Origin of the sequence: Flavobacterium sp. 2755 (genome assembly GCF_031455715.1) — a bacterium.
GTDB lineage: Bacteria > Bacteroidota > Bacteroidia > Flavobacteriales > Flavobacteriaceae > Flavobacterium.
This window is the reverse complement of record NZ_JAVDTG010000002.1, coordinates 28,975-50,367: the sequence shown is the minus strand read 5'-3', so window position 1 is coordinate 50,367 and position 21,393 is coordinate 28,975. Positions and strand designations below refer to the sequence as shown.

Annotated in this window: 17 protein-coding genes; 11 read left to right on the top strand and 6 right to left on the bottom strand. The window is 33.0% G+C overall.

The genetic code is table 11. From position 1 onward, the window contains the following. Window positions 1-94 precede the first annotated feature (94 nt). Window positions 95-1,600: a glutamate--tRNA ligase gene (gltX, locus tag J2Y38_RS03960; RefSeq protein WP_309839790.1), complete on the bottom strand. Its 1,506-nt coding sequence runs from the start codon at window positions 1,598-1,600 to the stop codon at window positions 95-97. Between the two features lie 164 nt (window positions 1,601-1,764). On the opposite strand from gltX, the gene J2Y38_RS03955 reads away from it, so the two are divergent. The 8 genes from J2Y38_RS03955 (at window position 1,765) to J2Y38_RS03920 (ending at window position 14,098) form a co-directional block, all read left to right on the top strand. Next, window positions 1,765-5,169, top strand: coding sequence for a DUF4175 family protein (locus J2Y38_RS03955; protein ID WP_309839788.1), 3,405 nt, complete (start codon window positions 1,765-1,767; stop codon window positions 5,167-5,169). Further along, window positions 5,166-5,585 (top strand): rRNA maturation RNase YbeY, encoded by a 420-nt coding sequence (gene ybeY, locus J2Y38_RS03950; protein ID WP_309839786.1) that lies wholly within the window; start codon window positions 5,166-5,168, stop codon window positions 5,583-5,585. The genes J2Y38_RS03955 and ybeY overlap by 4 nt, the downstream gene beginning before the upstream one ends. A 432-nt stretch (window positions 5,586-6,017) precedes the next feature. After that, window positions 6,018-7,889, top strand: a complete 1,872-nt coding sequence (mnmG, locus tag J2Y38_RS03945) for a tRNA uridine-5-carboxymethylaminomethyl(34) synthesis enzyme MnmG (protein ID WP_309839784.1) — start codon at window positions 6,018-6,020, stop codon at window positions 7,887-7,889. Between the two features lie 322 nt (window positions 7,890-8,211). Beyond that, on the top strand, window positions 8,212-8,676 hold the full coding sequence (locus J2Y38_RS03940) for a hypothetical protein (RefSeq protein ID WP_309839782.1): 465 nt from the start codon (window positions 8,212-8,214) through the stop codon (window positions 8,674-8,676). 89 nt (window positions 8,677-8,765) lie between these two features. After that, entirely contained in the window at window positions 8,766-9,614 is an 849-nt protein-coding gene (locus J2Y38_RS03935) for a class I SAM-dependent methyltransferase (RefSeq protein WP_309839779.1), read from the top strand. Window positions 9,615-10,299: 685 nt separating this feature from the next. Then, on the top strand, window positions 10,300-10,875 hold the full coding sequence (locus J2Y38_RS03930) for an OmpH family outer membrane protein (protein WP_053474345.1): 576 nt from the start codon (window positions 10,300-10,302) through the stop codon (window positions 10,873-10,875). 107 nt (window positions 10,876-10,982) lie between these two features. Then, window positions 10,983-13,262, top strand: coding sequence for a helix-turn-helix domain-containing protein (locus J2Y38_RS03925; RefSeq protein WP_309839777.1), 2,280 nt, complete (start codon window positions 10,983-10,985; stop codon window positions 13,260-13,262). Window positions 13,263-13,339: 77 nt separating this feature from the next. After that, window positions 13,340-14,098 (top strand): hypothetical protein, encoded by a 759-nt coding sequence (locus tag J2Y38_RS03920; protein ID WP_309839775.1) that lies wholly within the window; start codon window positions 13,340-13,342, stop codon window positions 14,096-14,098. Window positions 14,099-14,141: 43 nt separating this feature from the next. Here J2Y38_RS03920 and J2Y38_RS03915 read toward each other — a convergent pair whose 3' ends face one another. Further along, a complete protein-coding gene (locus tag J2Y38_RS03915) occupies window positions 14,142-14,612 on the bottom strand; it encodes a hypothetical protein (RefSeq protein ID WP_309839774.1) in 471 nt (156 codons plus the stop codon). A 123-nt stretch (window positions 14,613-14,735) separates the two neighbouring features. Then, window positions 14,736-15,701 (bottom strand): SPOR domain-containing protein, encoded by a 966-nt coding sequence (locus tag J2Y38_RS03910; RefSeq protein ID WP_309839772.1) that lies wholly within the window; start codon window positions 15,699-15,701, stop codon window positions 14,736-14,738. A gap of 237 nt (window positions 15,702-15,938) precedes the next feature. Between J2Y38_RS03910 and dprA the strand changes: the two genes are divergently transcribed. Continuing rightward, a complete protein-coding gene (gene dprA, locus J2Y38_RS03905) occupies window positions 15,939-17,039 on the top strand; it encodes a DNA-processing protein DprA (RefSeq protein WP_309839770.1) in 1,101 nt (366 codons plus the stop codon). Window positions 17,040-17,194: 155 nt separating this feature from the next. Beyond that, complete coding sequence (locus J2Y38_RS03900; RefSeq protein WP_309839768.1) at window positions 17,195-18,055, top strand: hypothetical protein; 861 nt, start codon at window positions 17,195-17,197, stop codon at window positions 18,053-18,055. A 61-nt stretch (window positions 18,056-18,116) separates the two neighbouring features. On the opposite strand, the gene J2Y38_RS03895 is transcribed toward J2Y38_RS03900, so the two are convergent. From J2Y38_RS03895 to J2Y38_RS03885, 3 genes are all read right to left on the bottom strand, one after another. Continuing rightward, complete coding sequence (locus J2Y38_RS03895) at window positions 18,117-18,527, bottom strand: hypothetical protein (protein WP_309839766.1); 411 nt, start codon at window positions 18,525-18,527, stop codon at window positions 18,117-18,119. Window positions 18,528-18,613: 86 nt separating this feature from the next. After that, window positions 18,614-19,588 (bottom strand): tryptophan--tRNA ligase, encoded by a 975-nt coding sequence (gene trpS, locus J2Y38_RS03890; RefSeq protein ID WP_309839765.1) that lies wholly within the window; start codon window positions 19,586-19,588, stop codon window positions 18,614-18,616. Between the two features lie 234 nt (window positions 19,589-19,822). Beyond that, window positions 19,823-20,188 (bottom strand): GxxExxY protein, encoded by a 366-nt coding sequence (locus J2Y38_RS03885; RefSeq protein ID WP_309839764.1) that lies wholly within the window; start codon window positions 20,186-20,188, stop codon window positions 19,823-19,825. A gap of 235 nt (window positions 20,189-20,423) precedes the next feature. Between J2Y38_RS03885 and J2Y38_RS03880 the strand changes: the two genes are divergently transcribed. Continuing rightward, window positions 20,424-21,179: a lysophospholipid acyltransferase family protein gene (locus J2Y38_RS03880; RefSeq protein ID WP_309839759.1), complete on the top strand. Its 756-nt coding sequence runs from the start codon at window positions 20,424-20,426 to the stop codon at window positions 21,177-21,179. Window positions 21,180-21,393: the final 214 nt, after the last annotated feature.

The window sequence follows — 21,393 nt, the reverse complement described above, 5'->3', positions numbered from 1 at the left end:
AAAATTCTTCTAAAATAAAATTTTAAAACATTAAAAAACGCTAAGAACATTTATTAGATGTTTCTTAGCGTTTCTATTTTGAATTTTATTTTGATTATAAAGTTGCTATCGCTTTCTGAATTCTCGAAATAGTTTCTTCTTTTCCAATGATTTCAACAATGTCAAATAGGTGAGGACCTTTAAGAGCTCCAACCAAACTCAAACGGAAAGGCTGCATAACTTTACCCATTCCAATTTCGTTTTTAGTTAACCAATCTTTTACGATTGCTTCGATATTTGCAGAATCAAAACCATCAATATATTCAAGAGTTGAAATCAATTCCTGCATTAAAGCCGGAGTTTCTTCTTTCCAGTTTTTGCTTGCTTTTTCATCATAAGATGTTGGAGCCTGGAAAAAGAAATCAGTTAAATCCCAAAATTCAGAAACAAAATGAGCTCTTTCTTTAATCAAAGAAACGATTTTTGTAACGTCATATTTAGATAAATCAACACCTTTTTCAACCAAAATAGGAGAGAAGCTTTTCGCTAAATCGGCATCATTTTGTTTGATTAAATATTGGTGATTGAACCATTTGTTCTTTTCAGGATCAAATTTTGCTCCCGCTTTATGAACTCTGTTTAAGTCAAAAGATTCAACTAATTCTTCTAGTGAATATAATTCTTTCTCTGTTCCATCATTCCAACCTAATAAAGCAAGGAAGTTTACAACTGCTTCCGGGAAAAATCCTTTCTCTCTGTAACCAGATGAAATCCCTTCTTCGGTTTTCCATTCTAGTGGAAACACAGGAAATCCTAATTTATCACCATCTCTTTTAGATAATTTTCCGTTTCCAACTGGTTTTAAAATCAAAGGTAAATGTGCAAATTCCGGTGCATCCCAACCAAAAGCTCTGTATAATAAAACGTGAAGTGGCATCGATGGCAACCATTCTTCACCACGAATTACATGTGAAGTTTCCATTAAATGATCATCAACAATATTAGCTAAATGATAGGTTGGCATTCCGTCACTTTTAAACAAAACTTTATCGTCAAGAAGATTCGTTTCAAACTTAACATCTCCACGAATGATATCTTTTAAATGTAAAGTTTCATCAACCGGAGTTTTAAAACGAATCACATAATGCTCACCATTTGCAATTCTTTTAGCAGTTTCTTCAGCAGAAATTACTAAGGATGTATCTAACTTTTCACGGTTATGATGATTGTATATAAAAGTTTTTCCTTCAGCTTCGTGTTGTTTTCTATGTGCATCAAGAGCTTCCGGAGTATCAAAAGCGTAATAAGCCCAGCCCGAATTGATCAGTTGATCTGCATATTTTTGGTATATTTCTTTACGATCACTTTGTCTGTACGGACCAAATTTTTCATTTTTTCCAACCGTTTCTTCAGGAGAAATTCCTAACCATTCCAGTGCTTCCATAATATAAGCTTCGGCACCTGGAACAAAACGAGTCTGATCTGTATCTTCAATTCTCAGATAAAAAACACCGTTATGTTTTTTTGCAAATAAATAATTAAATAGGGCAGTACGAACTCCGCCAATATGTAATGGTCCAGTCGGACTTGGTGCAAAACGCACTCGAACTTGCTTTGACATTTGTATAAATTTTGATGCAAAGATACGTTTTATGATTTTAGATTTTAGAATGTTGATTTCAGATTTTCCAATCTTAGAACCTTAGCATCTAAGTAACTTAGAATCTTAAAAAGGTATTATTATAATTACTACTTTTATGGGTTATAATTAAAAGAGATTTTATTTTGAAAACATCATCTGCAATATATCAGAAGTTAGAAGGATTTATAAAGAAATATTACATGAATGAATTGATAAAAGGAGCACTTCTTTTTATTGGTTTTGGACTTTTGTATTTCCTGTTTACGCTTTTTATAGAGTATTTTCTTTGGCTGAAACCATTAGGAAGAACACTTTTATTCTGGATATTTATTGCAGTAGAAGTTTTTCTGTTGTTTCGTTTTATCTTGTTTCCAATTTTCAAGCTGTTCAAACTTCAAAAAGGAATCGATTATAATCAGGCTTCGGCAATTATTGGAAATCATTTTACAGAAGTAAGTGATAAGCTGACGAACTTTTTACAGCTTTCTTCAAACGAGAATTCAGCAGAAAGTTCAGAATTAATGTTGGCTTCTATCGAACAAAAAGCAAATTCATTACAGCCAATTCCGTTTGGAAATGCCATCAATTATAAATCAAACAAAAAGTATTTGCCATTAGCTTTGATTCCGGTTTTACTGTTTGTAGTCTTTTTTGTTTCCGGTAACAGCAATATTATTTCTCAAAGTTTTAATAGAGTAGTGCATTTCAATTCTGCATTTTTGCCACCGGCACCTTTCAAATTTGTGGTTTTAAATGACAAACTTCAAACAGAACAAAACAAAGATTTTATTGTAAAAGTAGAAACGGAAGGAAACGTTGTTCCCGAAAATGTGATGATCCATATTGGTAACGAAAGCTATTTTATGGAATCTTCTCAAACCGGAAAATTCGAATTCAAGATTGAAAAACCAACTTCGGATGTTTCATTTTCATTTGAAGGAAATTCAGTTTCATCAAATGAATATGAATTAAAAGTTATTACAGTTCCATCAATTGCCAACTTCGAAATGGTTTTGAATTTTCCATCTTACCTAAAAAAGAAATCAGAAACGATTCAGGGAACTGGAAATGCAATCGTACCAGAAGGAACAATTGTGACTTGGAAAATGAAAACGCAGTCAACTCAAGAGGTAGTTTGGAAAGATGAAAACTCAATTTTGAAGTTTAATAAGGCCGAAAACGAGTTTAAACTAGCTAAAAATATTAATCAAAATACAGAATATCAAATTCTTACTTCGAATAATAAGGTTAAAAATTACGAGAAATTAGACTATCAGCTGTCAGTTATCAAAGATCAGCATCCAACAATCAGCGTTTCGCCAGCACCGGATAGTTTAAAATTAGATAAAAATTATGTTTTAGGAAGGCTTGGCGATGACTATGGTTTATCAAAATTACAAGTTGTTTATTACGAACATGGGAAACCACAAACTGCAAAACGCGGAACCATTCCTGTTAAGCAAGCCGTGTTCGATCAGTTCGTTTTTAACTTTCCAAGTAATCTTGCAGTTGAAGAAGGAGTATCATATGAATACTATTTTGAGGTTTTTGATAACGATGCATTGCACGGATTTAAGAGTACAAAATCTTCTACATTTTCAGATCGCGTTTCTACAACAGATGAAATTCAGGATGCAGAATTGCAGCAGCAAAATGCCAACATTAATAGTTTATCTAAATCATTAAAGAATCAGGAAAAGCAATTTTCTGAAATGGATAAACTAAAAAATACAGGAAAAGAAAAAGATAATTTAGAGTTTAAAGATCAGCAAAAAGTAAATGATTTTATCAAACGTCAAAAACAACAAGACGAAATGATGAAGCAGTTTGCTGAAAAAATGAATAAGAATTTAGACAAATACAATACCGATAAGAAAGATAAAACTGCCGAAGATTTACAAAAACGTTTGGATAATGCCGAAAAAGATTTAGAGAAAAATCAAAAATTAATGGATGAGTTAAAGAACCTAAACGATAAATTAAACAGCGAAGAGTTGTTTGATAAGATGGAAAAGTTCAAACAAATCAGCAAAAACCAATCTCGTAATTTAGAACAATTAGTTGAATTAACGAAGCGTTTTTATGTAGAAAAGAAAGCAGAACAAGTTGCAGAGAAGCTAAATAAGTTAGCAGAAAAACAAGAACAGCTTTCTAATAAAGATGCTGAAAACACAAAAGAGAAACAAGACGATATCAATAAATCATTTGATAAAATCCAGGAAGATCTTAAAGATTTGAAAGATGAAAACAATAGTTTAAAATCTCCTTTGGATATCCCTAAAGATGCTTCAAAAGAAAAAGATGTAGAGAATGATTTGAACAAAGCTTCAGAAGAATTAAATAAAAAAAATACTTCTTCGGCTAAGCCAAAACAAAAAAGTGCTTCTAAGAAAATGAAGTCTATGGCTGAGCAAATGAGTTCAAGTATGGAAGGCGGAGAACAAGATCAATTAGAAGAAGATGTTGCTATGCTTCGTCAAATTCTGGATAACCTTTTAGCATTTTCATTATCGCAGGAAGATGTAATGAAACAATTTAAATCGATGAAATTAGGTTCTTCTGCGTATACAAAGAACATAAAAATTCAGCAGAATTTAAAACAACAGTTCCGCCATGTCGATGATAGTTTGTTTGCAATGTCTTTAAGAAATCCAAAAATTGCTGAAGATGTAACGAAGGAAATTGGAAACGTACAATATAATATGGATAAAGCGATTGAAGTTTTAACCGATGTTCAAATCCCAAAAGGAGTTTCGCATCAACAATACGCTGTTTCATCTGCAAACAAATTAGCCGATTTTTTAAGTGATCTTTTAAATAATATGCAGATGCAAATGTCTAAACCGGGAATGGGAAAACCAAAACAAGGAGACGGACAAGGAATGCAATTACCAGATATTATTCAAAAACAAAAAGGTCTGGCAGATAAAATGAAAGAAGGAATGAAGCCGGGAGATAAACCGGGAAGTGGTCAGCAAGGAAAAAGTGGAGAAGGAAAACAAGGACAAGGTCAGGGTAAAGAAAGCGGACAAGGAAAAGATGGACAAGGAAAAGACGGAAAAAATGGTCAGGGTAAAAATGGACAAGGTGGTAAAGAAGGAGGAAAAGGCAACGAAGGAAATAATGGTGAAGATGGAGAAGGAGATGCTGAAAAGATAATGGAGATTTACAAAGAGCAAGTTAAACTTCGTGAAGCTTTACAAAAAGAGTTAGCTAAAAAAGGATTAGACATGCAAGGAAGATCTGCAATTGAACAGATGAAAGCTTCAGAAAAACAGATTTTAAATAAAGGATTTAAGAATGAGAACCTGCAGAGAATTTTAAATATTCAGCAAGAATTATTAAAATTAAACAATGCAGTTCAGGAACAAGGTCAAGATACGAAGCGTCAATCTGAAACAAACAAGGCTGAATTTTCTAATCGTTCAAATGCGTTACCTAGCTCATTAACTGATTATTTAAATAGTGTAGAAATTTTAAATAGACAATCGCTACCTTTGCGCTCGAATTTTAATCAAAAGGTTCAAGAATATTTTAATACAAAATGATAAACTTTAATTACGAAACCGAATTTTCTTTAGACAACGAACAAGCTTTTACAGATTGGTTGAGCGCTGTTATTGTTTCTGAAAAGAAGAACGAGGGAGAAATAAATTATATTTTTTGTGATGATGAATACCTGCATAAAATAAATGTAGAATATTTAGATCACGACACACTAACAGATATTATCAGTTTTGATTATACAGTTGGTAACGAAATCAGCGGAGATATTTTTGTTTCTGTAGAAAGAGTAGAAGACAATGCAAAAGATTTTAATGTTTCTTTTGAAGAAGAATTGAAACGTGTATTGGCTCACGGTATATTACATTACTGTGGATACAAAGATAAAAGTGATGCTGATGCAGAATTTATGCGTTCAAAAGAAGATGAAAAGATTGCGATGTTTCACGTGGAACAGTAGGGAATTTGTTTCAGGTTTTTATTGTTTCAAGTTTCAAGTTTAAGCTGCATTAAGAAGATGTTTAAAGTTGTTCCACGTGAAACGTTTCTGGTTTCAAATAGTTTTTTATAATGTGTTTCACGTGGAACATAGAAAAATTAATTCGAAGAAAAGAATTAATCAGGAAGATGTTTCACGTGGAACATGAAATTTAATTTGTTTTAGGTTGATTTTAAAATGTTTCACGTGAAACATTATGTATTAGGTTTCAGGTTTTGAAAATAAATCAGCAAGTGTTCCACGTGGAACTTTTAAGTTTGATTCGAAACGTGAAACCTGAAACAAAAAAAAACTTGAAATAAAAAAAAAATCTCCGTTCCACGTGGAACAAAAAGAAAATAAAGTTAATTCTGAGAACCGCCTTAAACGGTTTGCAGAGAATAATAAAACAAAATGTTTTTAGAAGAATACGATGTTATTGTAGTTGGTGGTGGACATGCAGGATCTGAAGCCGCGGCAGCGGCCGCAAATTTAGGATCCAAAACTTTGTTGGTTACAATGAGTTTGCAGAACATAGCCCAGATGTCTTGCAATCCTGCAATGGGAGGAATTGCAAAAGGACAAATTGTTCGTGAGATCGACGCGCTTGGAGGTTACTCCGGAATTGTTTCAGATCGAACTGCAATTCAGTTTAAGATGTTGAACAAATCAAAAGGACCAGCAATGTGGTCGCCGAGAGTTCAAAGTGACCGAATGCGTTTTGCAGAAGAATGGAGAATGATGTTGGAGGGAACTCCAAATTTAGATTTTTACCAAGAAATGGTAAAAGGTCTGATTATCGAGAACGGAAAGATAAAAGGAATTAGAACTTCGCTTGGAGTTGAGATTCGATCTAAATCGGTTGTGTTGACAAACGGAACTTTTTTGAACGGATTAATTCATATTGGAGAAAAACAATTTGGTGGAGGTAGAGCAGGCGAAAGTGCCGCAACCGGAATTACCGAAGATTTGATCAAAGCAGGATTTGAAGCTGGAAGAATGAAAACAGGAACGCCGCCACGAGTTGATGGACGCTCTTTGGATTATTCTAAAATGAACGAAGAAAAAGGTGATGCAGTTCCGGATAAGTTTTCTTATTCGGATTTAACGGTTCCGTTAACGCATCAAAGATCTTGTCATATGACATACACGTCGCTTGATGTTCATGATATTTTGAGATCTGGTTTTGATCGTTCTCCGATGTTCAATGGAAGAATAAAAAGTTTAGGTCCGAGATATTGCCCGTCGATTGAAGATAAGATTAATCGTTTTGCTGATAAAGAACGCCACCAACTTTTTGTTGAACCAGAAGGTTGGAAAACTTGTGAAGTTTATGTAAACGGATTTTCGACTTCGCTTCCGGAGGATATTCAGTTTAAAGCTTTGCGTACAGTTGCAGGTTTTGAAAATGTAAAGTTTCTTCGTCCGGGTTACGCGATCGAATATGATTACTTTCCGCCAACGCAATTGAAACATACTTTGGAAACGAAGTTAGTTGAAGGATTATATTTTGCCGGACAAATTAATGGAACGACAGGATATGAAGAAGCAGCTTCGCAAGGTTTGATGGCCGGAATAAATGCGCATTTAAAAGTGCACGAAAAAGCACCGTTAATTTTGAAACGTGACGAAGCATATATTGGAGTTTTGATTGACGACTTAATTACGAAAGGAACAGAAGAACCTTATCGTATGTTTACATCAAGAGCAGAGTATAGAACATTATTGCGACAAGATAATGCCGACTTCAGATTGACTCCAATGTCGCATGAAATTGGTTTGGCTTCTGAAGCTCGTTTGCGAAGAATGGAAAAGAAATTAAATGAGTCTGAAAAGATGGTTGCGTTCTTCAAAGAAACAAGTGTTTCGGTTGCAGAAACAAATCCAATTTTAGAAGCGAAAGAAACTGCTCCAATTACGCAAGGTGATAAAATGTTTAAAGTATTCTCACGTCCGCAAATTGATTTGGAGGATATGCTGAAATTTGAAAAAGTAAAAGCATATGTTGAAGAAAATGATTTGGACAAAGAGATTTTAGAACAAGCCGAAATCCAGGTTAAATATTCTGGTTATATCGAAAAGGAAAGAAATAACGCGGATAAACTAACTCGTTTAGAAGAAGTGAAAATTCCGGAGAATTTCGATTACAATAAAATCAAATCAATGTCGATTGAGGCGAAACAAAAATTAAGCAAAATTCGACCAGTTACAATTTCTCAGGCATCAAGAATCAGCGGCGTATCACCAAGTGATATTTCCGTGCTTTTGATTTATATGGGAAGGTAGAGATTTTAAATTTTAGATTTCTGAGTTTAGATTTTAGATTTTTCTAAGAATATATTCTGGAAAGTTTATTAGGATTGTTTCACGTGAAACAAATTTAAGTTGATAAAATATTTAGATTCCAATAGAGCAATCTAAACTCTAAACTCTAAATAGTATTTGTTCCACGTGAAACGAATTTGAAATTGATATAGTTTGTCATTCTGAGGAACGAAGAATCTTCGTTGCTAGATCGACAAAGATTTGTTCTTTTGGTGTGGAGTTACTAACGAAGATTCTTCGTTCCTCAGAATGACAAAAGAGCTAAATTTTAAAATTCTATTTTATGAAGATTGTTGAAAGAGGAATTTTATCTGAAGAAGAAAAAGAAGTTTTACGTGAACTTTGGAACGAAGAATATCCGGCAAGATTAAATTGCAAAACAATGCAGGATTTTGAATTGTACTTAAATGGTCTTTCAAATACAAAACATTATTTACTGTTTGATGCATTAGATAAAATTAACGGTTGGGCATTTACTTTTTTGAGAGAAGATGAAAATTGGTTTGCGATAATTTTGAATCATCAAATTCAGGGAAAAGGGAATGGTTCATTTTTGATTGATGAATTAAAAAAGAATAATACAAGTTTGAACGGCTGGGTTATTGATCATGAAAATGAAGTAAAACAAAATGCAGCATATTATAAATCTCCAATGCCATTTTATATTAAAAATGGTTTTACAATTTTGACCGAAATCAGAATTGAAAACGAAAAAATGTCAGGAGTAAAAATTAATTGGAAACGATAAATAAAATATAAAATCAGGAAGCCCTAAAAGTGAAAATTTTACTTTTAGGGTTTGCTATGAAATTCAACCAAAATACCTATAATTAAAAAATGGACGTTTTAAACAAAAAACATTTTCTTACTGTAAAAGACCATTCTGTTTCGAAAGAAATTTTCGATTTGTACTATGATGAAAATCTGGATATGCTGATAACTTCTCCGCAGCCGGATTTAGAAAATTTAGGAAGATATTACGAAAGCGAAGATTATATTTCGCATACAGATAACAAACGTTCTGTTTTTGAAAAAGCATATCATTTTGTAAAAAGTATCGCTTTAAAAAATAAACTGAATTTGATTAATTCGGAACAATCTCAAAAAGGAAAAATTTTAGACATCGGTGCCGGAACAGGTGATTTTTTGTTAACAGCAAAAAATGACGGCTGGAATGTAATTGGAGTTGAACCGAGTGAGCGAGCAAAAAATATTGCAAAGCAAAAAGGAATTTCATTTGTTGAAGAAATCAGCGAACTCGAAAATAATTCTTTTGACGTAATTACAATGTGGCACGTTTTAGAACACGTTCCAAATCTGGAACTTCAAATTCAGGAATTGAAGCGATTATTAAAACCAACTGGAACATTAATTATTGCGGTTCCAAATTTCAAATCATTCGACGCAAAACATTACGGAGAATTTTGGGCAGCTTTTGATGTGCCAATTCATTTTTGGCATTTTTCGAAAAAAGCCATCAAAACGCTTTTTGAAAAAGTGGACATGAAATTAGAAAAAGTACTTCCAATGAAATTTGATTCATTTTATGTGAGCCTTCTTTCTGAAAAATACAAAACCGGAAAAATGAATTTCATCAAAGCATTTTTTATCGGTTTAAGATCAAATTTAAAAGCGTCAAGTACAAAAGAGTATTCATCTCACATTTATGTGCTAAAAAACAGCTAAAACGTAAAATAAACGCATTTAAGACGTTTTCTTTGGTTAATCGAGGGTTTGTGTCGTCTTTCCTGAGAAAACAGCTCTAATAAAAGCTATGAAAGTCACTTTTAATAGTGATATTTTATAGCTTTTTTTGCATCCATAAAGAAAACTAATACCTCAAAAAGACTACAGTTTTTGGCTTTTTTTCTTGTTTTTTCCGATTTTTGATTTTTGAATTTCGTCGAACAAAAAATTACGAAAATTTTGTTTTTTGCGCTTCCGGTTTTTTTATTTTTCAAAAATGAAAATTTTAAAAAACCTTCAAGAAAAATTTTCGAGTCAATTTTTCAAAAAAAGCAAAAATTTTAAAATGAGCATTTTTTCACTCATTTTCTCATGAAATTCAAAAACGTAAATTTCAAAAAAGTTTTAGACACTAATTAAGTACTTCAAAAGCATAAAAACGCAAAATAAGCGTGTTTAAAGCATTTTCTTAGGCAAATTGGGGCTTTGCATTGTCTTTTTTGAGAAAATTGCTGTAACAAAAGCTATGAAAGCCACTTTTAATAGTGATATTTTATAGTAGTATTTTAGTCCATAAATAAAACCAATATCATAAAATTATAGCATTTTTTAAACTTTATGTCGATGCTATTTATTTTTTTATATTTTTGTCTTCAATACAATAAAAAAATTAGAAATTTAAAAAATGAAAAAAGCATTAGTAATTACCGCACTTTCAATTTTGGTTGTTTCGTGTAATAAAGCGACAGAAGCTAAAGAAGTAAAAACAGCTTACGTGGATACTTCAGTTTTGATGAAAGAGTACACTGAGGCAAAAGACCTTGAAGCTAAATACAAAGCTCAGGCAGAAGAAAAAGGAAGACAACTGCAAGCTGAGATTACTCGTTTTAAACAAGACGCTGCTAATTTTCAAAGTCAGGCACAAGCAAATGGACAAGCTTGGGCACAACAAAGAGGGGCTGAATTGCAAAAGAGAGAGCAGCAATTGGGTTATGCTCAACAAGCTTTATCACAGCAATTACAGCAAGAAAGTGGTGTAGAAATGGATTCTCTTGTAAGCGGAGTTAAAAAATTCATCAAAGATTACGGAAAGAAAAACGGATATTCTTATATCTACGGGACAGGTGATGCGGCTACAGTTTTATACGCTGAAGACAAGTACGATATCACTAAAGTTATTATTAAAGAGTTGAATGATAAGTACAAAGCATCTCCAAAAGCAGAAGATAAACCAGCTGCAAAAGAAGAGGCTAAAAAATAATAAACTGCCAAACTAACTAAACTAAATGAAAAACCTAAATCCAGATCTGGATTTAGGTTTTTTTCTTTTATAAAAATGCGATATTTTTGACGTTTAATACCTGCCTAATGCAAAACGTTTCAGAAGCTGCAGCTTACACCTTACAATTCATCAATCAAACGCAAAAGTCAATATTCCTTACGGGCAAAGCCGGTACAGGAAAAACCACTTTATTGCGCGAAATCATTGCCACAACGCACAAAAATACCGTAGTAGTGGCACCAACAGGTATTGCGGCACTAAACGCAGGCGGTGTAACAATTCATTCGATGTTTCAACTGCCATTTTCGGCATTTTTACCCACTTATGAAGAGAGTTCTCAGTTTACAGAAACAGTAAAATTCGAGAATAAAGAATCACTTCGTCGACATTTCAAAATGAACAATGTCAAGCGAAATGTGATCCGCAATATGGAATTGCTGATTATTGATGAAGTAAGTATGCTTCGCGCTGATTTACTGGATGCTATCGACTTTATGATGCAGACAGTCCGCAGAAATACAAAAGCTTTTGGCGGCGTTCAGGTACTTTTTATTGGCGATTTACTGCAATTACCGCCCGTAATTCGGGATGAAGAATGGCGTACTTTGCGTAATTATTACAAAGGAAAATTCTTTTTTCACTCGCATGTAATGCAGCATAATCCGCCGCTGTACATTGAATTATCTAAGATTTACCGTCAGAGCGATGACAAATTTATTTCGGTTTTAAATAATCTTCGAAACAACCAGATTACAAAAGAAGATGTTCAGATTTTAAACGAATATGTAAAACCGGATTTCGATCTAAAAATGAATCCTGGTTTTATAACTTTAACTACTCATAACGCCAAAGCAGATACAATCAACGAACAAGCAATCAATGATTTGCCTGGAAATGAATTTTCTTATCAGCCATTTGTAGTTCATGATTTTCCTGAGAAAATTTTTCCCGTAGAAGAAAATCTAAAGCTAAAAGTAGGCGCTCAGGTTATGTTTGTTAAAAACGATTTGTCTTTTGATAAAAGATATTTCAACGGAAAAATGGGCGTTATCAAATCACTTTCGCCAGAAGAAATCTTCGTTCATTTCCCCGAAGAAAACAAAACAATTGAAGTCGAAAAATACGAATGGAAAAACATTCGCTACAAAGTAAACGAACTTACAAAAGAGATTGAAGAAGAAGTTTTAGGCACATTTGCACATTATCCAATTAAATTGGCCTGGGCCATTACGGTACATAAAAGCCAGGGATTAACTTTTGAAAAAGCTGCGCTCGATGTATCGCAAGTTTTTTTGCCAGGGCAGGCGTATGTAGCACTTTCTCGTTTAACGTCCTTAAATGGGCTTATTTTGCTTTCTCCGATACAAATGAACGGGCTGTCGAACGATCAGGATGTGATGGATTACGCTTTAAATAAAGCAACGGAAGACGACTTGAAAAATTCGCTTCATTTCGAAACCAAAAATTTTATTCATAACTATTTGATTAATAGTTTTAACTGGACAGATTTAGCGCAGGAATGGCGAAACCACCGTTTTAGTTATAATGAAAATGCCGTTGCATCAGAAAAATCAAAACATTCTGCCTGGGCGCATAAACGTTTGGAAATTATCGATGGACTAACAGATCCTTCGCAGAAATTCGTGCAGCAGCTTAATAAAATTTTCAACAAAGAAACCGTCGATTTGTTGTTTGTGAAGGAAAGAGTAGAGGCAGCTTACGATTACTTTTTTAAACCAATGGACAAACTGGTTACGGATCTTTTGAGTAAAATGGCTGAAATTCAGAAATTTAAAAAAGTAAAAGAGTTTTATGAAGAATTAGCCTTTTTGGATGATTTACAGACAAAAGTAGTTTTACGTTTAATGAAAGCCAAACTGCTTGTTGAAATAGTGGTTTCCCGTGAAACAATCAGTAAAGAAAGCCTCACTTCTCCAACAATAAAAAATTACAAAACCGAAAAGATTTCAAGAACGAAAGAAGAGTTTAAAATGACGAATACAGACATGTTTCAGGTTGATGAGCCTGTTACTCGATATTCGTATAAAAAAGCGGATAAAACGGAAGAAAAAGCAGAAAAAAAGACCACTGTTGAAGAGACGCACGAACTATGGCTGGCAAAAAATTCTGTTGAAGATATTGCCCGCATGCGAAAGCTGACGGTTCAAACAGTTGAATCACATTTAATAAAATTAATTCAGGCCAAGAAAGTGGAGATCACGGATGTTCTTCCGTACGATAAAATCCTCGCGCTGCGTGAAGCATTTGAATTTTACGCAGAAGAATCTTTAAGTCCGCTGAAAGAAAAATACGGAGATGAATTTACCTGGGATGAACTTAAGATGTTCAAAGCTAGTATAAACTAATTTTAGATTTTGTAACTTGTGGTTAGAATTCTAAATTTTGGAATTTACTATAAAAACATTATGTAAAATAGAAAATCATGAAAAAGCTTATATACATCACATTAGTTATTTTTTCTGTCACGAGTATGAGCGGACAGGAACTAAAAAAAGAATATCAAAAATTCATTCAAACCTTTATCAACAACGTAAAAGGGGATAAGAAGGAAGCAATTGCTAATATGATTTCTTATCCGCTAAAAAGAGAAAATCCAATTCCCGCAATTAAAAATAAAACGGAATTTATAAAACGTTACTCGGAGATTTTTGATGCTGATTTAAAGAAAGAAATAACATCGTCAAAACCCGATAAAGACTGGTCTGAAATGGGATGGCGTGGAATTATGTTGAACGATGGAACAATCTGGATTGATACTGACGGAAAATTAATAGCTGTTAATTATCAGTCGAAGTTGGAAAAAGATTTAAAAAATAAATTGATAATTTCTGATAAAAACAAAGTTCATTCTTCAATTTCAAAATTTAAAAATCCTGTTTATTCTTTAGAAACATCAAAATTCAGAATTAGAATTGATGACTTGGGCAATAATAATTTTCGTTACGCATCTTGGTCAATAAAAAAAGCAATGACTGAAAAACCTGATTTAGTAATTCAGAATGGTAAATTTATTGCTGAAGGAACTGGAGGTAACCATCGTTATGAATTTAAAAAAGGAAATTACGTTTACGAATGTTCAATAATATTTTTGGGAGAAAAAGATTCTCCTCCAGCAAGATTAGTAATTACTCAGGACGGAAAAGAAATTCTTTCTCAAAACGCTAAATTTGTTCCACGATAAACAAAAAACCCGATTCAAATAGAATCGGGTTTTTTGTTTTTAGTTATAGGGAGGAAATAGCCTTTTCAAGCTCTTTTTGCTGCGTTATTTGCGTTAATTTGAGTTTTTGAATACTAACCTCGTTTTCTTTGGTTTTTAGCCTTTGTTTTTGAATTTCTTCATCAGAGATTGTAGATGTTGTTATTTTGTTTTCGATTTTTTGATTGGCAAGCTCCAGTTTGTTGATCTTTTCTTTGGTTGATTTTAAATTATCTTCTGATTTGACCAATGCTTTTTTCTTTGATTCAACCTCTTTCCTTTGCTTTTCAATTTCCTTTTGCTGCTTTTGTAATTCAGAAATTCTATCGTCAAGTTTTCTGTGATTTTCAACAGAAGCTTTTCTGGCCTCGTTTTCGGCTCTCTGCAATTCCATTTCGTAAGCTTTTTGATCCTGAATTGTTTGTTGCGCCATAAAGTATTGCGAGCTCATCATAAACAGCACTACTGCAAATGTTTTAAGTATTTTATTCATCATTTTTAAATTTTATTGGCAACGAAATTAAATGATGATTAATTCTAAAATTACCAGATAACTATTTAAAAACGACAAAATAAGACAAAAAAAATCCTATTCGATAAGAATAGGATTTTGAGGATTTTATAAATTTTCGACCAGAATCCAGGCATCTGGATTTTCACCTTTTTGAATTTCTTTCTGCGCTTTTTCAGCTTCTCCCATTGTGGCATAACTTCCGTATAAAACCGGGAATAAGCCATGTTTGTTTTCTCCAAGCATTCTGGCTTTATAACCATCTTTGATTAATTGGTTATAGGCTTTTTTTGCATTTGCTTCGCTTCTAAAAGCACCGGCCATGATGTGATACGGCATAAGTTTCACTTCTGCAGTTTCTACTTTTGCAGAATCAACAGCTAATGTTACAGCCGGCAGCGGATTTTGAATTACGAATGTTGCTTCCTGAATTTTGTTTTGAACTTTTTTCTGAACATTACCTTCTACAACAAGCGTTTGTGCAGCAATTTGATTTTGGTACAAAGGATAACCAATACTTCCTGTAACTCCTAAACCAAGAACAAAAATGGCAGCATATCTCAAATAAGATCTTGAAGATCTTACTTCTTCATCTTCATACAATGCAGCAGTTTCTCTCTCTGCGATTTGCTCGATTTTCTTTTCGAAAATTTCTCTTTTCACCATTGGAGAAACAAACGGACTTAATCCGAAAGAAGTCGATAAATAGTTAATTTGATCATTTGGTGAAAAAATAATATTGTTCTCAGAATTTAGACGAAGATCTCCAATATTTTTCAGGCTGATAACGCCGTTTTCTTCAAGCGTCTGTCTCCAGTTTTGTACCTCAAAAGCGATACCATTTACTGCAGCTCCGTAAGATATGTTTTCTGCCTGAGCAACATGATTTGCCAGCAGTCCGTCATTGTTTTTTAAGCGGCTGTTGAAAAAAACCGTTTTCTTCGGTGGAAAAAACGAATTCGTACTTTCATTCAGCTGTGCTGATTGAATTTCGGTTAAAAATGCCCCAAATCCGGGAACCGTTACACACTGATAACGATATAATAATTGCGCGATATAAGTTTCGATTTTCATAACAACAAAGTTATGTAATGAATATAGTTATCAAAATTTTATTCACAATTTTTATTAACAATTGCAAGATTTTTATAGACAATTAATTTTCAGTATTTTAAATCATACTTTATTAGCATCACCTATTTTGTTTTTGTATAAACTTTAATTTTTATTAAGAAATTACTTTGTTTTTAGCATATTTGCACTATTATTTGAGTACAGTTTTTATTTCTATTTTACATAATATTTTGCAGAATGTCAGATCAGGATTTATTTTATTTATTAGCCTTAATGAAAGTGGATGGAGTGGGAGATATTATGGCAAAAAAATTATTGAATCATTGCGGAAATGCAGAAGCAATTTTTAAATCAAAAGCCAATCAAATTGCTGCAATTGATGGAGTTGGTTCTGTTATGTTGAAGAATATAAAAGACAAAGCCATTTTTGAAAAAGCAAATCAAGAACTTGAATTTATCAGAAAAAATAATATCAAAGTTTCTTTCTTTCAGGATGAAACATATCCGGATCGTTTAAAACATTGCATTGATTCTCCTGTTTTAATATTTTCTGGCGGAAATATAGATTTAAAAAACAAGAAGATTATAAGCATTGTTGGTACACGCCAAATCACATCTTACGGAACAGAATTCTGCCGAAAACTTATTGAAGATCTTGCGCCGCTTGACCCAGTAATTGTAAGCGGTTTTGCCTATGGAGTTGATATTGTGGCACATCAATTTGCAATGGATTATAACCTGCAGACTATTGGTGTTTTGGCCCATGGCTTAAATCAGGTTTATCCAAAAGCACACAAAAAATACATGGCAAAAATGGAAGAAAACGGAGGTTTTATTACCGAGTTTTGGAGTACTTCAAATCCGGATAAAGAGAATTTTGTCCGCCGAAATCGCATCGTTGCCGGAATAAGCGAAGCCACAATAGTTATCGAATCTGCTGATAAAGGCGGATCTCTTATTACGGCCAATTTAGCTAATGATTATAATCGGGATGTTTTTGCCGTTCCGGGCAGAGTTACAGACAGATACAGTCAGGGTTGTAACGACTTAATTAAAACCCAAAAAGCTAGTTTGTTAAGCAGTGCAGCCGACTTGATTTATGTTCTCAATTGGGATATTGAAAAGAAACCCAAAGCAATTCAAAAACAGCTCTTTATTGATCTGGAACCTGATGAACAAAAGATCTACGATTTCCTCTTAAAAAATGGAAAAGAATTGCTTGACACTATTGCGCTCGAATGTGATTTTCCTGTTTTTAAAATCTCAGGAATTCTTTTAAATATGGAGCTTAAAGGCGTTATTAGACCTTTGCCAGGGAAATTATTTGAAGCGATTTAATGTGTATTCTCATTAAAGATATTTTCATATTTAAATTCCAGATTTCTTAAATATTAATTGAATGTAAAGGATATTTAATTATTTAACATTTATGCCAAAATAAATTAGGCAAAGTGTAATAAAAGTATATTTTTGCTCTACCAAAAACCTTAAAAATGAATATAATAGAACTATTTGAAAACGCTGGGATTTATAAAGAAAACCGAAGCGGATTCAGCACTGATGACTCCGAAAAAGTCAGGAAGCAATTTGAAATTGAGCGATCCCAAAACCCAAATTTAGATCCAAATCTTGCAGAAAATTTGATTGTAGCATTTAACGAATTTCCAAAAGAACTTTTGTTTATTTCGAATAATCGAATTCTGTATAATTTCTTCTCCAGAAAAAATTACTCCCGAAACAGATTCATTACAGATTACTCTATTTCTGTTAATGAAGAAAATATTAAATCATTTATAGACAGATTTTTATCTAAAGATTTAGATACTTTTTTCGATCAAAATATAGCGCAGAATAAATTTGATGTTATTGATGATCTTCTGAATGTTAAAGAATATCTTCCTCAAAATTCATTAGACAACCTGAGTCAAAAGGTGAGTACAAAACTTGATTTTGTTGTAAATAAATTGGATGAAAATCCTTCTTTATCATCGGGTGCCGAAACAATTGAATTTATTAAATACAGAAGCTTTTATACGTTGCTTTCACATTTTAGATCTGCAGAAAATGACAAGAAAATCAGAGCGATTTATAGCAAAATGTCAGGTTCAATTGTTAATGCAGGCGTACGAAATGAGTTTTTAGAACCAATGGTATCTTCAATGGTTAATTATAAACCAATTGATTACGAATTAAGCAATACAATACGATCTCACAAAGACCGAATTGATACTGCAAAAGATAGAGAATATAGCAGCAGTAGTTCATCTGGCGGAATGTCTACTTGGTCCATAGTTGTTATTATTATCGTTGTATTACGATTGATCTTATTATTGGCCAGATTAGGAAGAGCTTAAAGAAATTTTATATAAAAAAGCCTGCTAATCAATAAGTTTTAGCAGGCTTTTATATTTTTATCTACTCTTTGTTTTCTCCATTATAATTCCAAAAGGCTTCTTCTACAGCACCTTCAAGAAGGCAGGAAGCAGTATATGAAATATCAATTAACCACTGATCAATTTGTTCTACTTGTTCTTTGGTAATCAAATTATTACTCTGTAGCATTCCTCCTGGATAAAGTGCCCACATTCTTCCATAATGACAAATTCCCCAAACACAAGAGATTATTCTTTTATCCACAAAATCCTTTTCAAATTCTGTCCCAAGGACTTGTAAAGCCCGCATAATTAAATGATAATTTTCCTCGTGTAAAACTTTCCTAAACGGGCGTAATTGACCAAGAAAACCATTTTCCCAGCGATCACTTTCTATGTTTTCATGGTGAGCGCTTTGGTACATTAGTTCTTCTATTGCTTCTTCCTTTGTCATGATTTCATGCTATTAAAAGATAACAAATATAACGTTAAAGAAAAAGCGACAAATTTTGTTTGTCGCTTTTTAAAAAATTAATTTTTTTAGTTCTCAAATCCAAGAACATTTCGAACTTTTGCAAGAACTCCATCTGCAACGACAGAAGCTTTTGCAGCGCCTTTTTTCAATAAGACATCTACTTCTTCAAGGTTGTTTATGTAGTAATTATATTTTTCTCTTTCGGTTTTGAATTTTTCTGTAATCAATTCAAAAAGAGCTTGTTTAGCATGACCGTAACCGTAATTTCCACCAAGATAATTCGCTCTCATTTCGGCAATTTGCGTTTCATTTGCCAGCAAAGCATATATAGCAAAAGCGTTGCATGTATCAGGATTTTTTGGAGCTTCAAGTGGAGTACTGTCTGTTTCAATACTCATAACTTGTTTGCGTAAAGCTTTATCATCAAGGAAAATATTGATAATATTATTGGCAGATTTACTCATTTTTCCGCCATTTGTTCCCGGAATCAACTTGCCTTCTTCCTGAATTTTGGCTTCTGGAAGAACAAATGTTTCTCCCATTTGATGATTGAAACTTGCAGCGACATCACGTGTAATTTCTATGTGTTGTTTTTGATCTTTCCCAACAGGAACAAACTCTGCATCATACAATAAAATATCGGCCGCCATTAACATCGGATAGGTGAAAAGCCCAGCATTTACATCTGCTAAACGATCAGATTTATCTTTGAAAGAATGAGCCAAAGTCAATCTTTGGTAAGGAAAAAAACAGCTTAAATACCAAGTCAATTCAGCAGTTTGAGTCACATCAGATTGTCTGTAGAAGGTAACTTTATCTGGATTTAAACCACAAGCAAGCCAAGCCGCAGCAGTGCTATAGGTGTTTTCTCTTAATGTTTTACCATCTTTAATTTGTGTAATCGAGTGTAAATCAGCAATAAACAAAAATGATTCATTTGCTGGATTATTCGATAATTCAATTGCAGGGATAATAGCTCCCAATAGATTGCCTAAGTGTGGCGTTCCAGTACTCTGAACACCAGTAAGTATTTTTGCCATTCTCGTTTTTTCTTATTCTTTAACCACAAAGGTCGTGATGTTTTTTTTAACCGCAAAGCACACGAAGATTTTGCTTAAAGTTTAGAAGTTCTTTGGCGCTTTTAACGCAAAGTTTTTGAAGTTTCTTTGGCAGTTTTTAGCGCAAAGGGCACAAAGGATTTTCGCAAAGGAAAGAAGTTAATTTTTTTGAGATTTGCTTTGCAATGAGTTCGCAAAGCTTTATCTATAAATTGTTTATGACTCTTTTATTCCATTTTTCAAGAGACTTTCATTGAAATTTACGAGTAAGCCCAATTTATAATTTCCTAGTTTTAAATAGGTTAAAGTTTGTGCCAAATGGTTAACGGTAAGTGATTCTACAGTTTTTATTTCGATTAAAAACTTGTTCTCTACAAGTAAATCAATTCGGTATCCACAATCAAGCTTCACTTCTTCAAAAACTAATGGTAAAGCTTTCTCTTTTTCTACTAGAAGTCCTCGCTGCGCAATTTTATAAAACAAGCATTCTTTATAAACATTCTCTAATAAACCTGGACCAAGTTTTTTATGAATTTCAATAGCAATTCCAATTATAATATTTGATATTTCGTTTTCTGTCATATTAAAAAACATCAAATTTATAAATATATTCTTATAATTAAATACAATAATTCTAAGTCTAAACTTTTAAAAATATTAGCCCTTATACACAAAGCTTTGCGAACTTATTGCAAAGCAAATCTCAAAAAAAGATAACTTCTTTCCTTTGCGAAAATCCTTTGCGCCCTTTGCGTCAAAAGACCGAACATTAAAATTCTTTATAAAAATTCATTTCGGTTTTCTTACATTTGAAACCATGAAAGGATTAAAGATTGTTTTTTGGATTATTTGGCGCATTTGGTTTTACGTTTTAATGGCGGTTCCAATATTGATTATGCTGCCGTTTTTACTGATTTCTATTATCTCGGAGAGAGGATACCCTTATTTTTTCAAAATGGCCCGCATTTGGGCTAAATTTATCCTTTTCGGGATGGGTTTTTATTACAAAGTAAAACGCGAACAAAAGCTTATCAAGAATAAAAGTTATATGATTGTCGCAAATCATACTTCAATGACGGATATTATGCTGATGCTTGCCATTATAAAAAATCCGTTTGTTTTTGTTGGAAAGAAAGAGCTTGTGAAGATTCCGCTATTTGGATTTTTCTACAAAAGAACTTGTATTTTGGTAGACAGAAATTCTTCCAAAAGTAAAAATGAAGTTTTTAAACGTGCACAAGACCGTTTAAATCAAGGTTTAAGCATTTGTATTTTTCCTGAAGGCGGAGTTCCAGACGATGAATCTATTTTACTGGACGAGTTTAAAGACGGTGCTTTTAGGCTGGCAATTGAACATCAAATTCCTATTGTACCGATTGTTTTTGCCGATAATAAAGAACGCTTCTCATATACTTTTTTAAGCGGAAGTCCAGGGAAAATGAGAGGTAAGATCCTCCCTTTTGTAGAAACAAGCGGTATAACACTGGATCACAGAAAAGAGTTAAGAGATCAGATAAGACAATTGATTTATAACGGTTTACTCGAATTTCAAAAGAAAGATTCCAAAAAGTAATTAAAATAACAAACCCGGCAGGATTTTACACTTGCCGGGTTTTCTTTCGAAATAAAAACCCCCGTTTATATTCAAAAAGCTTATCGATGAATTATTTTCTCTGAGATAAAACGCAATATTTTCTTAATTTTTAATTTGGTTTTTTTTCGTTTTCTACTCCTCAGCACTTCTCTTTTTTCTTTCATGGTTAAATATTTATGGCTTGGTAATAAGG